14 protein-coding genes and 1 pseudogene are annotated in these 14,625 nt (G+C 64.9%); 4 read left to right on the forward strand and 11 right to left on the reverse strand.

Going from position 1 to position 14,625, the window contains the following annotated elements:
* The first annotated feature begins 12 nt into the window (after positions 1-12).
* Positions 13-390: a response regulator gene (locus tag PM2_RS25130; protein WP_016711125.1), complete on the forward strand. Its 378-nt coding sequence runs from the start codon at positions 13-15 to the stop codon at positions 388-390.
* Between the two features lie 48 nt (positions 391-438).
* On the opposite strand, the gene PM2_RS25135 is transcribed toward PM2_RS25130, so the two are convergent.
* Genes PM2_RS25135 through PM2_RS25145 form a run of 3 tightly spaced genes read right to left on the reverse strand, consistent with a single transcriptional unit; the run spans position 439 to position 3,079 of the window.
* On the reverse strand, positions 439-1,020 hold the full coding sequence (locus PM2_RS25135; RefSeq protein WP_028699842.1) for a TetR/AcrR family transcriptional regulator: 582 nt from the start codon (positions 1,018-1,020) through the stop codon (positions 439-441).
* 12 nt (positions 1,021-1,032) lie between these two features.
* A complete protein-coding gene (locus tag PM2_RS25140) occupies positions 1,033-1,881 on the reverse strand; it encodes a 3-hydroxybutyryl-CoA dehydrogenase (RefSeq protein ID WP_016711123.1) in 849 nt (282 codons plus the stop codon).
* 13 nt (positions 1,882-1,894) lie between these two features.
* Positions 1,895-3,079 carry an acetyl-CoA C-acyltransferase family protein gene (locus PM2_RS25145; protein WP_016711122.1) on the reverse strand — a complete coding sequence of 395 codons (1,185 nt, stop codon included), beginning with the start codon at positions 3,077-3,079 and terminating at the stop codon, positions 1,895-1,897.
* A 168-nt stretch (positions 3,080-3,247) separates the two neighbouring features.
* Between PM2_RS25145 and PM2_RS25150 the strand changes: the two genes are divergently transcribed.
* Together PM2_RS25150 and PM2_RS25155 are read left to right on the forward strand one after the other, a co-directional pair.
* A complete protein-coding gene (locus PM2_RS25150; protein WP_016711121.1) occupies positions 3,248-4,258 on the forward strand; it encodes an AraC family transcriptional regulator in 1,011 nt (336 codons plus the stop codon).
* 214 nt (positions 4,259-4,472) lie between these two features.
* Positions 4,473-5,669 carry a cyanate transporter gene (locus tag PM2_RS25155; RefSeq protein ID WP_016711120.1) on the forward strand — a complete coding sequence of 399 codons (1,197 nt, stop codon included), beginning with the start codon at positions 4,473-4,475 and terminating at the stop codon, positions 5,667-5,669.
* Here PM2_RS25155 and PM2_RS25160 read toward each other — a convergent pair.
* The 7 genes and pseudogenes from PM2_RS25160 to glcD form a co-directional block, all read right to left on the reverse strand.
* Positions 5,662-5,949: pseudogene (locus tag PM2_RS25160) on the reverse strand (MocR-like pyridoxine biosynthesis transcription factor PdxR); the annotation flags it as partial. The gene PM2_RS25155 and the pseudogene PM2_RS25160 sit on opposite strands and share 8 nt — an antisense overlap.
* 136 nt (positions 5,950-6,085) lie before the next feature.
* The gene (locus PM2_RS25165; protein WP_016711118.1) at positions 6,086-6,424 is read right to left on the reverse strand and encodes a hypothetical protein; all 339 of its coding nucleotides are present in this window, start codon (positions 6,422-6,424) and stop codon (positions 6,086-6,088) included.
* Between the two features lie 203 nt (positions 6,425-6,627).
* Positions 6,628-8,799 carry a malate synthase G gene (locus tag PM2_RS25170; RefSeq protein WP_028699841.1) on the reverse strand — a complete coding sequence of 724 codons (2,172 nt, stop codon included), beginning with the start codon at positions 8,797-8,799 and terminating at the stop codon, positions 6,628-6,630.
* Between the two features lie 90 nt (positions 8,800-8,889).
* Positions 8,890-9,288 (reverse strand): heme-binding protein, encoded by a 399-nt coding sequence (locus PM2_RS25175; protein WP_019099230.1) that lies wholly within the window; start codon positions 9,286-9,288, stop codon positions 8,890-8,892.
* Positions 9,281-10,516, reverse strand: a complete 1,236-nt coding sequence (gene glcF, locus PM2_RS25180) for a glycolate oxidase subunit GlcF (RefSeq protein WP_028699840.1) — start codon at positions 10,514-10,516, stop codon at positions 9,281-9,283. The genes PM2_RS25175 and glcF overlap by 8 nt, the downstream gene beginning before the upstream one ends.
* Before the next feature lie 9 nt (positions 10,517-10,525).
* A complete protein-coding gene (gene glcE, locus PM2_RS25185) occupies positions 10,526-11,578 on the reverse strand; it encodes a glycolate oxidase subunit GlcE (RefSeq protein WP_016711114.1) in 1,053 nt (350 codons plus the stop codon).
* Positions 11,578-13,077, reverse strand: a complete 1,500-nt coding sequence (glcD, locus tag PM2_RS25190) for a glycolate oxidase subunit GlcD (protein WP_028699839.1) — start codon at positions 13,075-13,077, stop codon at positions 11,578-11,580. The genes glcE and glcD overlap by 1 nt, the downstream gene beginning before the upstream one ends.
* Before the next feature lie 194 nt (positions 13,078-13,271).
* On the opposite strand from glcD, the gene glcC reads away from it, so the two are divergent.
* Entirely contained in the window at positions 13,272-14,036 is a 765-nt protein-coding gene (gene glcC, locus PM2_RS25195; protein WP_028699838.1) for a transcriptional regulator GlcC, read from the forward strand.
* A gap of 61 nt (positions 14,037-14,097) precedes the next feature.
* Here glcC and PM2_RS25200 read toward each other — a convergent pair whose 3' ends face one another.
* Positions 14,098-14,415, reverse strand: coding sequence for a DUF2388 domain-containing protein (locus tag PM2_RS25200; RefSeq protein WP_016711111.1), 318 nt, complete (start codon positions 14,413-14,415; stop codon positions 14,098-14,100).
* Between the last annotated feature and the right edge of the window lie 210 nt (positions 14,416-14,625).

Raw genomic sequence — 14,625 nt, forward strand, 5'->3', positions numbered from 1 at the left:
CAAGGCGTTAACATGAGTGAAGATGCACAAGATGTGGTGCTGATCGTCGAGGATGAACCGGCGATTCGCATGATTCTGCGTGACTACCTGGCGGGCGAGGGGTATCACGTGCTGGTGGCCGAAGATGGCGAGCAGGCGTTTGCCATCCTGGCCAGCAAACCGCACCTGGACCTGATGGTGACGGACTTCCGCCTGCCGGGTGGCATCTCCGGGGTGGAGATTGCCGAGCCTGCGGTGAAGTTACGGCCGGACCTGAAGGTGATCTTCATCAGTGGCTACCCGGCGGAGATTCTGGAATCGGGCAGCCCGATCACCCGCAAGGCACCGATCCTGGCCAAGCCGTTTGACCTGGATACCTTGCATGAGCAGATCCAGAGCCTGCTGCGTTAACCTGTTCCGGCCTCTTGGCGGTTTTACCCGCGAAGAGGCCGGAACAGGCTACCTCAGGGTCCGCTCAATACCCCCTATTAACATACTCTCCATCAACCCCACTCCCTGTTCCTCAGGCAGTGCCTTCAACATCCCCGGCAACTGGTTAAGCAGCGTCGCCACCACATGCGCCGTCGCCACCAGGGCTTCCCCTTGCAGCTTCGCCTGCGGCGCAATCAGCCTCAGCAGCCCGGCCTCGTAACGCGAACGCAACAACGCCAAACGCGCCCGCTGCTCGTCACTCAGGCAGCACAAATCCCGCTCGGCCAGCCGAAACTGCATGGGCCGCTCGGCATGCAACTGCCAGTGCGCCGTAATTAGGCAACTCAACGCCGAGGCCCCGCGCGCCATGGCCCGGCGGCCCTGGTCCAGGGTGGCCTGCAGTTCTTCGTACAACTCCTCGATCAGGTCGTACAGCAAGTCCTGCTTGCTCGGGAAGTGATGGTACAGCGAGCCTGCGGTCAGCCCCACATGGGCCGCCAGCTCGCGCATGCTGACCTGGCCAAAGCCCTTTTCGGCAAACAGCGCCATGGCCCGGTCACGTCGCTCTTCAAAATTGGCACAGCGCATTGCGGCATTGACCGGGGGCATGGCGCAGGGTCCTCAATAGGTGAAGAAGCCGCGACCGCTCTTGCGCCCCAGCCAACCGGCCGCGACCATTTCCTTGAGCAGCGGGGCAGGGCGGTACTTGCTGTCGTTGAAGCCCTCATGGAAGGCCTCCATGATCGCCAACAGCGTGTCCAGGCCAATCAGGTCGGCCAGGGCCAGTGGGCCGATGGGCTGGTTGCAGCCCAGGCGCATGCCGGTGTCGATGTCCTCGGCGCTGGCCAGGCCTTCCTGGCGCACGAAGATCGCTTCGTTGATCATCGGCACGAGGATGCGGTTGACCACAAAGCCCGGACGGTTGCCGGCGGTGATCGGTGTCTTGCCGACCTTTTCGGTCACCACCAGCGCCTGGGCATAGGTGCTGTCGCTGGTCTGCAGGCCGCGAATGATCTCCACCAGCGCCATCATCGGCACTGGGTTGAAGAAATGCACACCAATGAAACGCTCGGGGTGCTCGATGCTGGCGGCCAGCTGGGTGACCGACAGCGACGAGGTGTTGGTGGCGATCAGGCAGTCGGCGGCGACGTTGGCGGCCACTTGCTGCAGGATGCGCTGCTTGAGCTGCAGGTTCTCGGTGGCGGCCTCGATCACCAGCTGCGCACCGCTGAGCTGGGCGTAGTCGGTGCTGGTGCGAATGCGGGCTTTGGCGGCTGCGGCCTTGTCCGTCTCCAGGGTGCCTTTGTTGACCTGGCGTTCGAGGTTTTTACTCAAGGTGGCCACGCCACGCTCCAGTGCCGCGTCGGACACGTCCACCAGCAACACCTGGTAGCCGGCCACTGCACACACTTGGGCAATACCGTTGCCCATGGTGCCGGCGCCGATCACGGCGATCTGTTCAATGCTCATGTGTCGGCCTCCCTCAAACGCGTTCGAAGACCAAGGCGATGCCTTGGCCACCACCGATGCACATGGTGGCCAGCGCGTAGCGGCCCTGGATGCGCTGCAGCTCATGGATGGCCTTGGTGGCGATGATCGCGCCCGTGGCGCCCACCGGGTGGCCCAGGGAAATGCCCGAACCGTTGGGGTTGACCTTTTCCGGGTCGAAGCCCAGCTCGCGGGCCACGGCGCAGGCCTGGGCGGCGAACGCTTCGTTGGACTCGATCACGTCCAGGTCCTGCACCTTCAGCCCGGTCTTTTCCAGCACCTTGCGGGTGGCCGGAATCGGGCCCAGGCCCATCAGTTCAGGCTCGACACCGGCGTGGGCGTAACCCACCAGGCGGGCCAGCGGCTTCAGGCCCAGGCGGCGCACGGCGTCGCCCGTCGCCAGCACCAGGCCGGCGGCGCCGTCGTTGATGCCGCTGGCGTTGCCGGCGGTGACGGTGCCGTCTTTCTTGAACACCGGCTTCATGCCGGCCAGTTGTTCAGCGGTCACTTCGCCACGTACATGCTCGTCGACACTGAACTGCACGCTGCCTTTACGGGTTTTCAGTTCAAGCGGCACGATCTGGCTGTCGAAGCGGCCTTCGGCAATGGCGCGGGCGGCGCGGCGCTGGCTGGTCAGGGCCAGTTCGTCCTGCATTTCGCGGGTGATGCCGTGTTTGGCCGAGACGTTTTCGGCGGTGATGCCCATGTGGAAATGCTGGAACGGGTCCTGCAGCACGCCAACGGTGTAGTCGATGCCTTGCAGGTCACCCATGCGCGCGCCCCAGCGTGCCTGTGGCAGCAGGTATGGACCACGGCTCATGGATTCTGCACCCGCTGCAACGGCCACGTCGGTGTCCCCCAGCAACAGCCCCTGGGCCGCCGAAACGATGGCCTGCAGGCCCGAGCCGCACAGGCGGTTGACGTTGAACGCCGGGGTTTCCTTGGGGATGCCGGCGTTCATCGCTGCCACACGGGCCAGGTAGGCGTCACGCGGCTCAGTGGGGATTACCGTACCCATCACCAGATGGCCAATTTGATCGGCGGCCAGGCCCGAACGCTCGATGGCAGCACGGGTAATGGTGCTGGCCAGGTCGGCCAGCGGCAGGTCCTTGAGGGAGCCGCCAAAGCCACCAATGGCTGAACGGACGGCACTGACGACGTAGATTTCTGCGTTGCTCATAGGGGCTCCGATTGCGAAGGCATGGCGGGACCGGGCCAGGCTCTGCGAGAATGGCCGGCGGTCCCGGAGTGGGATCGAGTCTAGGCAAAGGCTCTGTTGCAGCCTATGCCGGAACTGTTCAAACAACCTGGCACTTTTTGCCACTCAGCATAGACAGCGAAAACCGCCATGCGCGATAGCGATTCGGTCGCCGTGTACTTTCTCAACGCCATGCTCCATGCCCTGCGCGACAGCCCCGCCGAGCGTGATGCACAGCTGCGTGCCGTGGGCATCGACCCTCAGCTGCTGGAGCAGCCCCAGGCACGCGTGCCGGCCAGGGCCTTCGCCCAGCTCTGGCTGGCGATGATTCAACGGCTGGACGACGAGTTTTTCTGCCTCGACAGCCATGGCATGCCGCTGGGCAGCTTTGCCCTGATCTGCCGGGGCTTGATACTTGAACCGAACTTGGAAAAGGCCTTGCGCCAATGCATGGGCGGCTTCGGCCTGTTCCTGCGCGACCTGCGTGGCAGCCTGACGGTACGTGGTGGCCGGGCGCAGATCAGTGTGCAGTCGAACATTGCCGACCCGCTGACCCGGGTGTATGCCGAGGAAACGTATTTGGTGCTGATGATTGGCATGCTGTGCTGGCTGGCCGGGCGGCGCATTGCCATCGACCGTACCGAGCTGGCGGTGTCGCGCCCGGCCCAGGAGGACGACCTGCTGCTGTGGGGGCCAGACCTGCGCCTGGGCAGCGGCCGTACCGAGGTGGAATTCGACAGTGCCTACCTGCGGTTGCCGGTGGTACAGGACCTGCCAGCCTTGAAAACCTTCCTGCGCACTGCGCCACAGGGGCTGGTGATTCGCTTTCGGAACCAGAACGGGCTGGTGGCCGAGGTGTACCGGCGCTTGCGCGCACTGCGTTACGGCCAGTGGCCGACATTGGCGGCGCTGGCGCAGCAGCAGGGGGTTAGCGCCAGTACCTTTCGCAGGCAGTTGGACCGGGAGGGGCGGTCATACCAGCAGATCAAGGATGAGGTGCGCCGGGCGATGGCCTTCGAGCGCTTGCGTGAAGGGGTGTTGAGCATCGCCGAAATCGCCGAGCAGGCCGGGTTCCAGGAGCCCAGTGCGTTTCACCGGGCGTTCAAGAAGTGGACCGGGCAGAGCCCAGGGAGCTATCGGGCGCGGTTGGCTGGGCGTTGATGTATCACCTGCGGCGCCCTACGCTCAGGTAAGCGGGTCAGGCTCTCGACCCAGGCCAGTGCCCTTTGGCCACCCCGATAGCCAATCCTGCGCATAGGCAGGAGGCCAATCGACCATTCAGGTGGCCACTGACAGGCATCCAATCTCTTCATTTCTGCCAGGCTGACCGAGCCGGGATAATGGCCGGGTCTTGCTACAAGAGAACCGATTCACAATGAGAGCTGCGTTGAACCTGTTGCTGGTGATTCTGCTGGCGCTGAACTTGCGGCCGATCCTGACCAGTATCGGCCCGTTACTCGAACCTATGCGTGCCAGCACTGGCCTAGGCTACCAGCAGGCCGCCTTGCTGACGGCGTTGCCGGTGCTGTGCATGGGGCTGGTACCGTTGCAGCAACCCTGGCTGCGGCGCTGGATCAGCGAGCATGGCGGCATGCTCGGTGGCCTGGCTGCGATTGCCCTGGGCTGCCTGTGGCGGCTGCAACTGGACAGCGCGTGGGCGTTGATTGCCAGTGCAGTGGTCGCTGGCCTGGGCGTGGCGGTGGTGCAAGGTATGATGCCAGGGTTGGTCAATCGATGGTTCCCCGGGCGGCTGGCCGGGGCGATGGGCCTGTATTCGGCGGCACTGATGACGGGCGGTGGCCTGGCGGCCGTGCTTGGGCCACATGTCAGCGGCCACTTCGGCCACTGGCAGGCCGGCCTGGGCCTTTGGGCAGCCCCGGCCGTGCTGGCGGTGCTGGCCTGGGCCGTGCTGCGGCCACGTCAGGAAGTACCGAGGCTGACGGGTGCTGCGGGTGGACACTGGTTTGGCACTCGCCGGGCGTGGTTGCTGGCCTTGTACTTCGGCCTGATCAATGGCGGCTACACCAGCATGGTGGCCTGGTTGCCGGCCTACCATATCGAGCACGGAGGCAGTGCCCAGGGCGGCGCCGACCTGGTCGGCCTGATGACCATTTTCCAGGTGGCCGGTGCGCTCGGCCTGCCACTGCTGCTGCGGCGCTGGGCAGACCGACGCCCAGGCCTTTGGCTGGCACTGGCGATTCAGCTGGCGGGCTTCCTCGGCCTGCTGCTGGCACCCACGGTGGCTGCAGGACTGTGGGTCGCCATGATCGGCTTTGGCTTGGGTGCCTGCTTCAGCCAGAGCCTGACGCTGACCCTGGAGCACCTCAAGACGCCTGCCGAGGCCGGCAGCCTGGCGGCATTCGTACAGGGGATCGGCTTTATCATCACCGGTATCGTGCCGTACATCACCGGCTGGTTGCGTGACGTGAGTGGCGACTTCCAAGCATCGTGGACGCTGCTGACCGTGACCGTGATGGCGATGTTGCTGGTAACCGCCTGTTTCAACCCGCGTGGCTATGCTGCGGCCATCGCGCGCCCTCCCGCGACGGGCAGGGCCGCGCCGGTCAGCTGAGGCGTTTAAGGGTATCGCGCACCCGGTCCAGTGCCGGGTCGATGTCCAGCAGCTCGATAGCGCCAAAGCCCAGCAACAGCCCCGGGCGTACCGGGGCTTTGCTGAACAACGGTGCCAGCGAATACAGGCCCACCTCCACCTTGCTGAACCACAGTGACGGGTCGCCGCCCAGGCGCGCCAGGATACGTTCGCGGCAGGCGCTGTAAACCTCGTGGCAGCGGCGGATGTGCTTGTTCAGGTGGCCTTCGCCCAAAAAGCCCGCCAGCGCCCACTGCAGCAGGTAGAGCTGGTCGGCCAGGCCTTTGCGGCCTTCCAGGCGAATGTGCAGTTCCATGGGGCGGTCCGGAGCGGGGGAGTGCTCAGGATAGCGGATTGGCCAGACAGGGGCATGGAGCCGCAAAGCGGCCCCCATAATCTCAGAGCCGGGCCGTACTCACCGTGATATAGCCCTTGTCGGCGACTGCGATGCGTATCACCGTTTCATCCGCTGGCGCCTTGCGGTTGCGCTTGATGCGCACGCCGTCGACTGCGGCCGCTTTCAGGTGTTCCGCGATGGCCCGCCCGTTCTGGTCGAAGAACACCTCGCTGGCCAGCAACTCGATTCGCTCGACCAGTTGCCGGGAGTGTTCGTCGGTGGCGCAGAAGAACATCACCCCCGACAGGTGCGGATCCTCTTCGGGGTTGCAGATGTCATGGGCCAGCATTTCGCACAAGCTCCTGCGCAGTTCGGCAATGGAGCGGGCGTAATGGTGCATACGGAGCCTCCTCTGGATCGCGACCTTGCGGTTTCCAGTGCCGATCTTGTTTTTTGCGTGCAGAGGCAGCAAGCAGGATGCTTCCGAAAACGTTGTGGGAAATTTCTGAGGGCGCCGGAATACCACCCCTGACGGGCCGGCGGCAGATGTTTGCTGCCGGCGCGACACAAGCCCGCGCCGGCAGCACCACCGCGCAGCTTGGGCTAGCGTTGAACCTGCTGCTTGAACCGCAACCGCCAGCCATGCAGCAACGGCTCGGTATAGCCACTTGGCTGTTCGCGCCCTTTGAACACCAGCTCTCGGGCGGCGCGAAACGCATGCGATGCCTCGAAGTTGGCCGCCATTGGCCGGTACGCCGGGTCTCCGACATTCTGTTGGTCTACCACCTTGGCCATGCGTTGCAGAGTCGCCTCGACCTGCTCGGCACCCACCACGCCATGGTGCAGCCAGTTGGCGATGTGCTGCGCTGAAATGCGCAGGGTGGCGCGGTCCTCCATCAGGCCCACATCGTGGATATCCGGTACCTTGGAGCAGCCGACACCTTGTTCGACCCAGCGCACCACGTAACCGAGGATGCCTTGGCAGTTGTTGTCCAGTTCAGCCTGGATATCGTCGGCACTCCAGGGCCGCTCTGGGCTGACCGGTACGCTGAGCAGGTCGTTCAGCAATGCGTGGCGCTGGGCGTTCAGATCGACTGCTTCCAGCGCCTGCTGCACCGCTGCCACGTCTACCTCATGGTAATGCAGCGCATGCAGCGTTGCGGCCGTCGGCGAGGGCACCCAAGCGGTGTTGGCCCCGGCCTTGGGCTGGGCAATTTTCTGTTCGAGCATGGCCGCCATCAGGTCGGGCATGGCCCACATGCCCTTACCGATCTGCGCCTTGCCGCGTAATCCGCAGGCCAGCCCCACCAGCACGTTGCTGCGTTCGTAGGCCTGGATCCAGGCACTGCCTTTCATGTCGCCCTTGCGCAGCATGGCACCGGCTTCCATGGCGCTGTGCATCTCGTCCCCGGTGCGGTCGAGGAAACCGGTGTTGATGAACACCACCCGTGATGCAGCACTGGCGATGCAGGCTTTGAGGTTGACGCTGGTGCGCCGCTCTTCGTCCATGATGCCCATCTTCAGGGTATGCGCGGGTAAGCCCAACAGGGCCTCGACGCGGCCGAACAGCTGGTCGGCAAAGGCCACTTCGGCCGGCCCGTGCATTTTCGGCTTGACGATGTACAGGCTGCCTTCGCGCGAGTTGCCTCGGCGCTTGAGGTCGTGCAGGCCGATCAGGCTGGTGACCACGGCATCGAGGATGCCTTCCGGGATTTCCCGGCCATCGCGGTCGTGGATCGCCGGGTTGGTCATCAGGTGGCCAACGGTGCGAATGAACAGCAGCGAACGGCCTGGCAAGGTCAGTGGCTGGCCGTTTGCACCGTGATACTGGCGGTCGGCGGCCAAGGTGCGGCTGAAGGTTTTGCCGCCCTTGCTGACCTGTTCGCTGAGGTCGCCTTTCATCAGTCCCAGCCAGTTGCGATAGACATTGACCTTGTCGTCGGCATCGACGGCCGCCACTGAGTCTTCGCAGTCGATGATGGTGGTCAGTGCGGCTTCCAGCAGGATGTCCTTGACCCCGGCCAGGTCCTGCTGGCCGATGATGTTGGCCGGGTCGATCCGGATTTCGAAATGCAGTTGGTGGTGCTGCAGCAGGATCGCAGTTGGCGTGTTTGGCTCGCCTTGGTAGCCACGCATTTGCGCGGGGTTTTGCAAGCCAACCTGGCGGCCATCGGCCAGGGTGACCAGCAGTGCGCCCTGGTTGATCGCGTAGGCCTTGGCGTCGCTGTGTGAGGCGCCGGCAAGCGGGGCTGAGGTATCGAGGAATTGCCGGCCATAGGCAATCACCTTGGCGCCGCGCACCGGATTGTAGCCTTGGCCGCGCTCGGCACCCGCGGTTTCGGCGATGGCATCGGTGCCGTAGAGGGCATCGTACAGTGAACCCCAGCGGGCGTTGGCGGCGTTGAGGGCGTAGCGGGCATTACTCAGCGGCACGACCAGTTGCGGGCCGGCTTGTACGGCGATCTCGCCGTCGACGTTGTGGGTGCTGATTTGCACGTCTTCGGGTGCATCCACGAGGTAGCCGATGCCTTGCAGGAAGTGCTGGTAGGCGGCCATGTCGCGGATCGGGCCGGGGTGCTGGCGGTGCCAGTTGTCCAGTTCGGCCTGCAGACGCTCGCGTTCGGCGAGCAGGGCACGGTTTTGCGGGGCGAGGTCGTGGACCAGGGTGCTGAAGCCTTGCCAGAAGGGGGCGGCTTCGATGCCGGTGCCGGGGAGCACTTCGTCTTCGATGAAGCGCTGGAGGATGGGGGCTATCTGGAGTTGATGGTTTGGCATTGTCTGTCCGCTCGATGTTCAGTCTTCAGGAAATGGGGTGCCTGTGCTGGCCTCTTCGCGGGTGAGCCCGCGAAGAGGCCAGCACAGGATTTACAGAACAGCTGCCCCGACCTTGGCCACCTGGGCGTCTTGCTCGGACTTGACCCCGGACACACCGATGGCACCCACCACCTGGCCGTCCACCCGCAACGGCACGCCACCTTCCAGGCTGGTCAGCAGCGGTGCAGTGACAAATGCAGTACGGCCACCATTGACCATCTCTTCGTAATCCCGTGTTTCCTTGCGCCCCAGCGCAGAGGTCCGAGCCTTTTCCACGGCAATGTAGGCACTGGCTGGCGCACAGCCGTCCATGCGCTCCAGGGCTAGCGGGTGACCTCCGTCGTCAACCACGGCGATGGTGACGTTCCAGTGTTGGGCCAGGGCTTCCTGGCGGGCGGCGGCCAATACGCGGGCGACTTCGGCCTGGCCGATCACGAACTTGCTATGCATGGGGGGGCTCCGGGTTCAAGGCTGCTTCGACAATTTCTATCCAGTGCCGTACCGGCGTACGCCCGGCCCCGTCGAGGTGGGCCTGACAGCCGATGTTGGCGGTGGCGATGACGTGCGGTTTGCCGCTTTCCAGTGCGTTGAGGCGGTTGTCACGCAGTTGCAGTGACAATTCGGGCTGGGTCAGCGAATAGGTGCCCGCCGAGCCGCAGCACAGATGGCCGTCCGGCACAGCGGTGAGGGTAAAGCCCAGGCGCGTCAGCAGCGCTTCCACCGCGCCGCCCAGCTTCAGGGCATGCTGCAGGGTACAAGGGCAATGGAAGGCCAGGCGCTGTTCGGCGCACAGGCCTAGTTGCTCGATCGGCTCATCGCGCAGCACTTCTACCAGATCGCGGGACAGGGCGCTGACCCGCGCGGCTTTGGCGGCGTAATGGGGGTCTTTTTCCAGCAGGTGGCCGTAATCACGCACGAACGCGCCGCAGCCGCTGGCGGTTTGCACAATGGCCTCGGCCCCCGCTTCGATGGCAGGCCACCACGCGTCGATATTGCGCCGTGCACGATGCAGGCCTTGCTCTTGGGCATTGAGGTGGTAGTCCACCGCGCCACAGCAGCCGGCCTGGTGGATCGGCTGCACGCTGATGCCCAGGCGGTCCAGCAGGCGCGCGGCGGCGGCGTTGGTGTTGGGCGACAAGGCCGGCTGCACGCAGCCTTCCAGCATCAACACCCGGCGTGCATGGCGCGGTGCCGGGCGCTGGCCAGGGGCGACCACCCGTGCCGGCAGTTTGCGCTTGAGTGCGGCCGGCAGCAGCGGGCGCAAGGCCTGGCCGCCACGGGTCAGGGCCTTGAACAGCGCCGGACGTGGCACCACGGCTCGCAGGCCCTGGCGCAGCAGGCGCTGACCGAGCGGGCGCGGCACCTGTTGTTCGACAACGGCGCGGCCGATGTCCAGCAGGTCGTGGTACTTCACCCCTGAGGGGCAAGTGGTTTCGCAGTTGCGGCAGGACAGGCAACGGTCCAGGTGCAGTTGCGTGCTGGCCGTGATCGGCTCGCCTTCGAGCAGTTGCTTGATCAGGTAGATGCGCCCGCGCGGGCCGTCCAGCTCATCGCCCAGCAACTGGTAGGTGGGGCAGGTGGCGGTGCAGAAACCGCAGTGCACGCAGGAGCGCAGGATGCTTTGCGCCTCGTCGGCGCGGGCCAGGCGTCGGGAGGCTTCACTCAGGTTGGTTTGCATGGTCTGGCCTCACAGGTTTGGGTACAGGCGGCCAGGGTTGAACACGCCCTGGGGGTCGAGCTGTTGCTTGAGCGTCTGGTGGTAGCGCATCAGTGCAGCCGGCAGCGGCGGGCTACTGTCCGCTCCAGCGGTGTAGCAGGTGGCGTGGCCGCCCACGTTGGCGACCAGGTCGCGAATGGCCTGTGCCGGTGCGCTGGACGTGAGCCAGCGTTGCGCTCCACCCCAGTCGATCAGTTGCTGGCCGGGCAGGTCCAGCTCGCCGATGGCGTTGGGCAGTGACAGGCGCCACAGCGGTGCAGGGCTGTTGAAGAATGCCAGGCGCTGCTCGCGCAGGTCGCTCCAGAACCCGCTGTCGAGGGTTGCGCCGCCCAGTCGCTGACGTGCCGACTGAACCGAACCTTCGCCGCCTTCCAGGCGCAGGTACAGCGCTTCGCCGTCATGGCAAGCCGCGCTGATCGGCAGAGGCTGCTGGCCCCATTCGGCCAACTCGGCCAGCGCCTCATGCCGGCCCATTGGCAGGCGCAGGCTCAGGCACTGGCGCGGCCGGGGCAGTACTTTCAACGAAACCTCGGTCAGCAGTCCCAGGCAACCGAAGCTGCCCGCCATCAGCCGTGATACATCGTAACCGGCCACGTTCTTCATCACTTCGCCACCAAAGCGCAGCAACTTGCCGTGGCCGGTGATCACCCGCGTGCCAAGTACATAATCACGTACCGACCCGGCCCATGGCCGCCGGGGGCCAGACAAGCCGGCGGCGACCATGCCGCCCAAGGTGGCGTCCGGGCCCAGGTGTGGCGGTTCACAGGGAAGCATCTGGCCGGCTTCGTGCAGCGCCGCTTCGATCTCGCGCAGCGGTGTGCCGGCGCGGGCGGTGAGCACCAGTTCGGTCGGGTCGTAGCTGACGATGCCACGGTGGCTGCGGGTGTCGAGTACTTCGCCAGCTACAAGGTTGCCCAGCCTGGCTTTGCTGTTACTGCCCTGGATACGCAGCGGTGTGCCTTGGTTCAGCGCCTGGCCGACCTGCTCCAGCAGGGCCTGGCTGTTGTCGCGGTCCATGCTCATCAGAAGCGCTCCAGCTCGGGGAAGGGCAGTTGCCCATGGTGCACATGCATGGCGCCGAACTCGGCGCAGCGGTGCAGCGTGGGAATGTTCTTACCGGGGTTGAGCAGGCCCTGCGGGTCGAAGGCGGCCTTCACCGCGTGGAACAGGGTGATTTCGTCGCTGTTGAACTGCGCGCACATCTGGTTGATTTTCTCGCGGCCTACGCCGTGCTCGCCCGTAATGCTGCCGCCTACCGCCACGCACAGTTCGAGGATCTTGCCGCCGATGGCTTCGGCGCGCTCCAGTTCACCTGGCAGGTTGGCATCGAACAGGATCAGCGGGTGCATGTTGCCGTCGCCGGCATGGAACACGTTGGCCACGCGCAGGCCGTATTCCGCGGACAGGTCACTGATGCCCTTGAGTACCCGTGGCAGTTCGCGGCGCGGGATGGTGCCGTCCATGCAGTAGTAATCCGGCGAGATGCGCCCCACCGCCGGGAAGGCGTTCTTGCGCCCGGCCCAGAAACGCACGCGCTCCGCTTCGTCGCGGGCCAGCCGTACCTCGCGGGCCCCGGCGTGCGCCAGGACGGCGGCCACCCGTTCACAATCGTCATGCACATCGGCCTCGACGCCATCCAGTTCGCACAACAGGATGGCTGCCGCGTCCACCGGGTACCCGGCATGAATGAAGTCTTCGGCGGCGCGGATGGCCAGGTTGTCCATCATCTCCAGGCCGCCGGGAATGATACCGGCAGCGATGATTTCGGCGACTGCCCGGCCGGCGTCCTCAACACTGTCGAAACTGGCCAGCAGCACCCGCGCCACCTGGGGCTTGGGGAGCAGCTTGACGGTCACTTCCGTGACGATGCCGAGCATGCCTTCGGATCCGGTGAACAGCGCCAGCAGGTCGAAGCCCGGGCTGTCCAGCGCATCGCTGCCGAGGGTCAGGCGTTCTCCTTCCACCGTGAGGATTTCCACCTTGAGCAGGTTGTGCACGGTCAGGCCGTATTTCAGGCAGTGCACGCCTCCGGCGTTTTCGGCGACGTTGCCACCGATGGAGCAGGCAATTTGCGAGGACGGGTCTGGTGCGTAGTACATACCGTGCGGGGCGGCCGCCTGGGAGATGGCCAAGTTGCGCACGCCGGGTTGCACACGGGCGTAACGGCCCTGTGGATTGACCTCTAGAATGCGGTTGAAGCGCGCCATTACCAGCAGGATCCCCTTGGCCAGCGGCAGGGCGCCGCCCGACAGGCCGGTACCGGCGCCACGGGCTACCACGGGTACGCCGCGCTGGTGGCAGAGCCTGAGCAAGGCCTGCACCTGCTCCAGGCGCTCGGGCAGCACCACCAGCAGCGGTACCGTGCGATAGGCCGACAGGCCGTCACATTCGTAGGGTTTGAGGTCTTCTTCGCGGTACAGGATATCGAGGTCTGGCAGGGCCTTGCGCAGCGCCTGCAACAGGTCCGCCTGGTCTACGGTGGGCAGCGCGCCATCGACGCGTTCGTCGTACAGGATATTCATCGGCTCACTCGGCAACGTTTTTGTTGTTGTTGGCAAAGCGGTCACCGTTGCAGCCTGCACGTGCCAGCGGCACTGGTCGAGTGCGTCGTTCACTGGTCCTACCAGTTTTTCTGCCAAGGGCTGGTTATTGACGGCTTTGCCTGGCTAGATTGGAGCCATCGGTCGAGGTGGTCCTACCAGTAGGAGAAGGCGTGATGGGTGCTGAGGGCAAGGCCAAGGTCGCCGACCAGGTGGCCGAGCGTGTGGAGCGGCTGATCGTTGACGGCGTACTCAAGGTGGGCCAGGCCTTGCCGTCGGAGCGGCGGTTGGTGGAGAAGCTAGGGTGTTCACGCTCGGCACTGCGCGAAGGGCTACGCATTTTGCGGGGGCGCGGCATCATCGATACCGAACAGGGGCGGGGCTCGTTCGTCGCCGACCTGACAGGGCAGTCGGGTGCCACACCGTTGATGCATTTGTTTGGCTCGCAGCCGCGTACGCTGTTCGACTTGCTGGAAGTGCGGGCGCTGCTGGAAGCAGAGTCGGCGCGGCTGGCGGCGTTACGGGCCACCGAGGTTGACCGCTTGCTGATTCGGCGGCGCTACGAAGAGATGCTGGCCGCGCACGAGGCACCAGACGCGATCGATGCCCGTGAACACGCACGTCGCGACCACGCTTTCCACCGGGCGATCAGTGAGGCGTCACACAACCCGGTGCTGGTGCATACCTTGCAATCGCTCAGCGACCTGACCTTGAGCACGGTGTTTGCCTCGGTCAACAACCTGTATTGCCGGCCGGCGCAGAAGCGCCAGATCGACCGCCAGCATGCACGCTTGTATCAGGCGGTGATGGAGCAGTTGCCGGAGCAGGCGCAGCGGGCGGCGCGCGAGCATATCAACGGGATTCGCGACAGTTTGCGGGAAATCGAGCAGGAGGAACAGCGCCTGGTCAGGGCGACCATGCGTATGGATGGTTGGGGGTGAATGTATGCCTGTACCGGCCCTTTCGCGGGCGAGCCCGCGAAAGGGCCGGTACAGGCTGACTTCAATGATCGGCTATACGGTCATCCTGCGACAGAATGGCCCGGGCCAGCTCTTCATCATTGGCTTGCAGCCCAGGGTGGTCCTTGCGGGCTTGTTCCAGCGCCGACTCCACATAGGCACCACGGATTGCACCGCCACTGGCAACGAAGGCAGAAAGTTCATCGCGTGCCGGGATGATCCGTTTATCGTCCTTGAAGGTCGAGTAAAGCGAGGCGGAGATACCGGCCGAGGTGGCGACGTCGCCCGCATCGACGCGGGCCAGGGCAGCACCGGCAGGCAGCAGGAGCAGCAGCGCAGGAGCGAGGAGTAGGTGGCGCATGTCGTGTTCTCCAGTAGCGTGAAGCCCAAGGTAATAAACCACTCAACGATTAAGAGAGCACGCAGGAGGTGGTAGTTCCCTTGGGGGGCCACGAAATGGTTTGTGTGGGGGCTATGACGGGAGGGACGGGGAATGGGATGTTCTGGCTGCAGGCGAGCAACCGCCGTCCAGATTGCCTGAAGATAGATTGACCGTGGCGGGCCGGGCGTG

This window comes from Pseudomonas monteilii NBRC 103158 = DSM 14164 (assembly GCF_000730605.1).
Lineage (GTDB): Bacteria > Pseudomonadota > Gammaproteobacteria > Pseudomonadales > Pseudomonadaceae > Aquipseudomonas > Aquipseudomonas monteilii.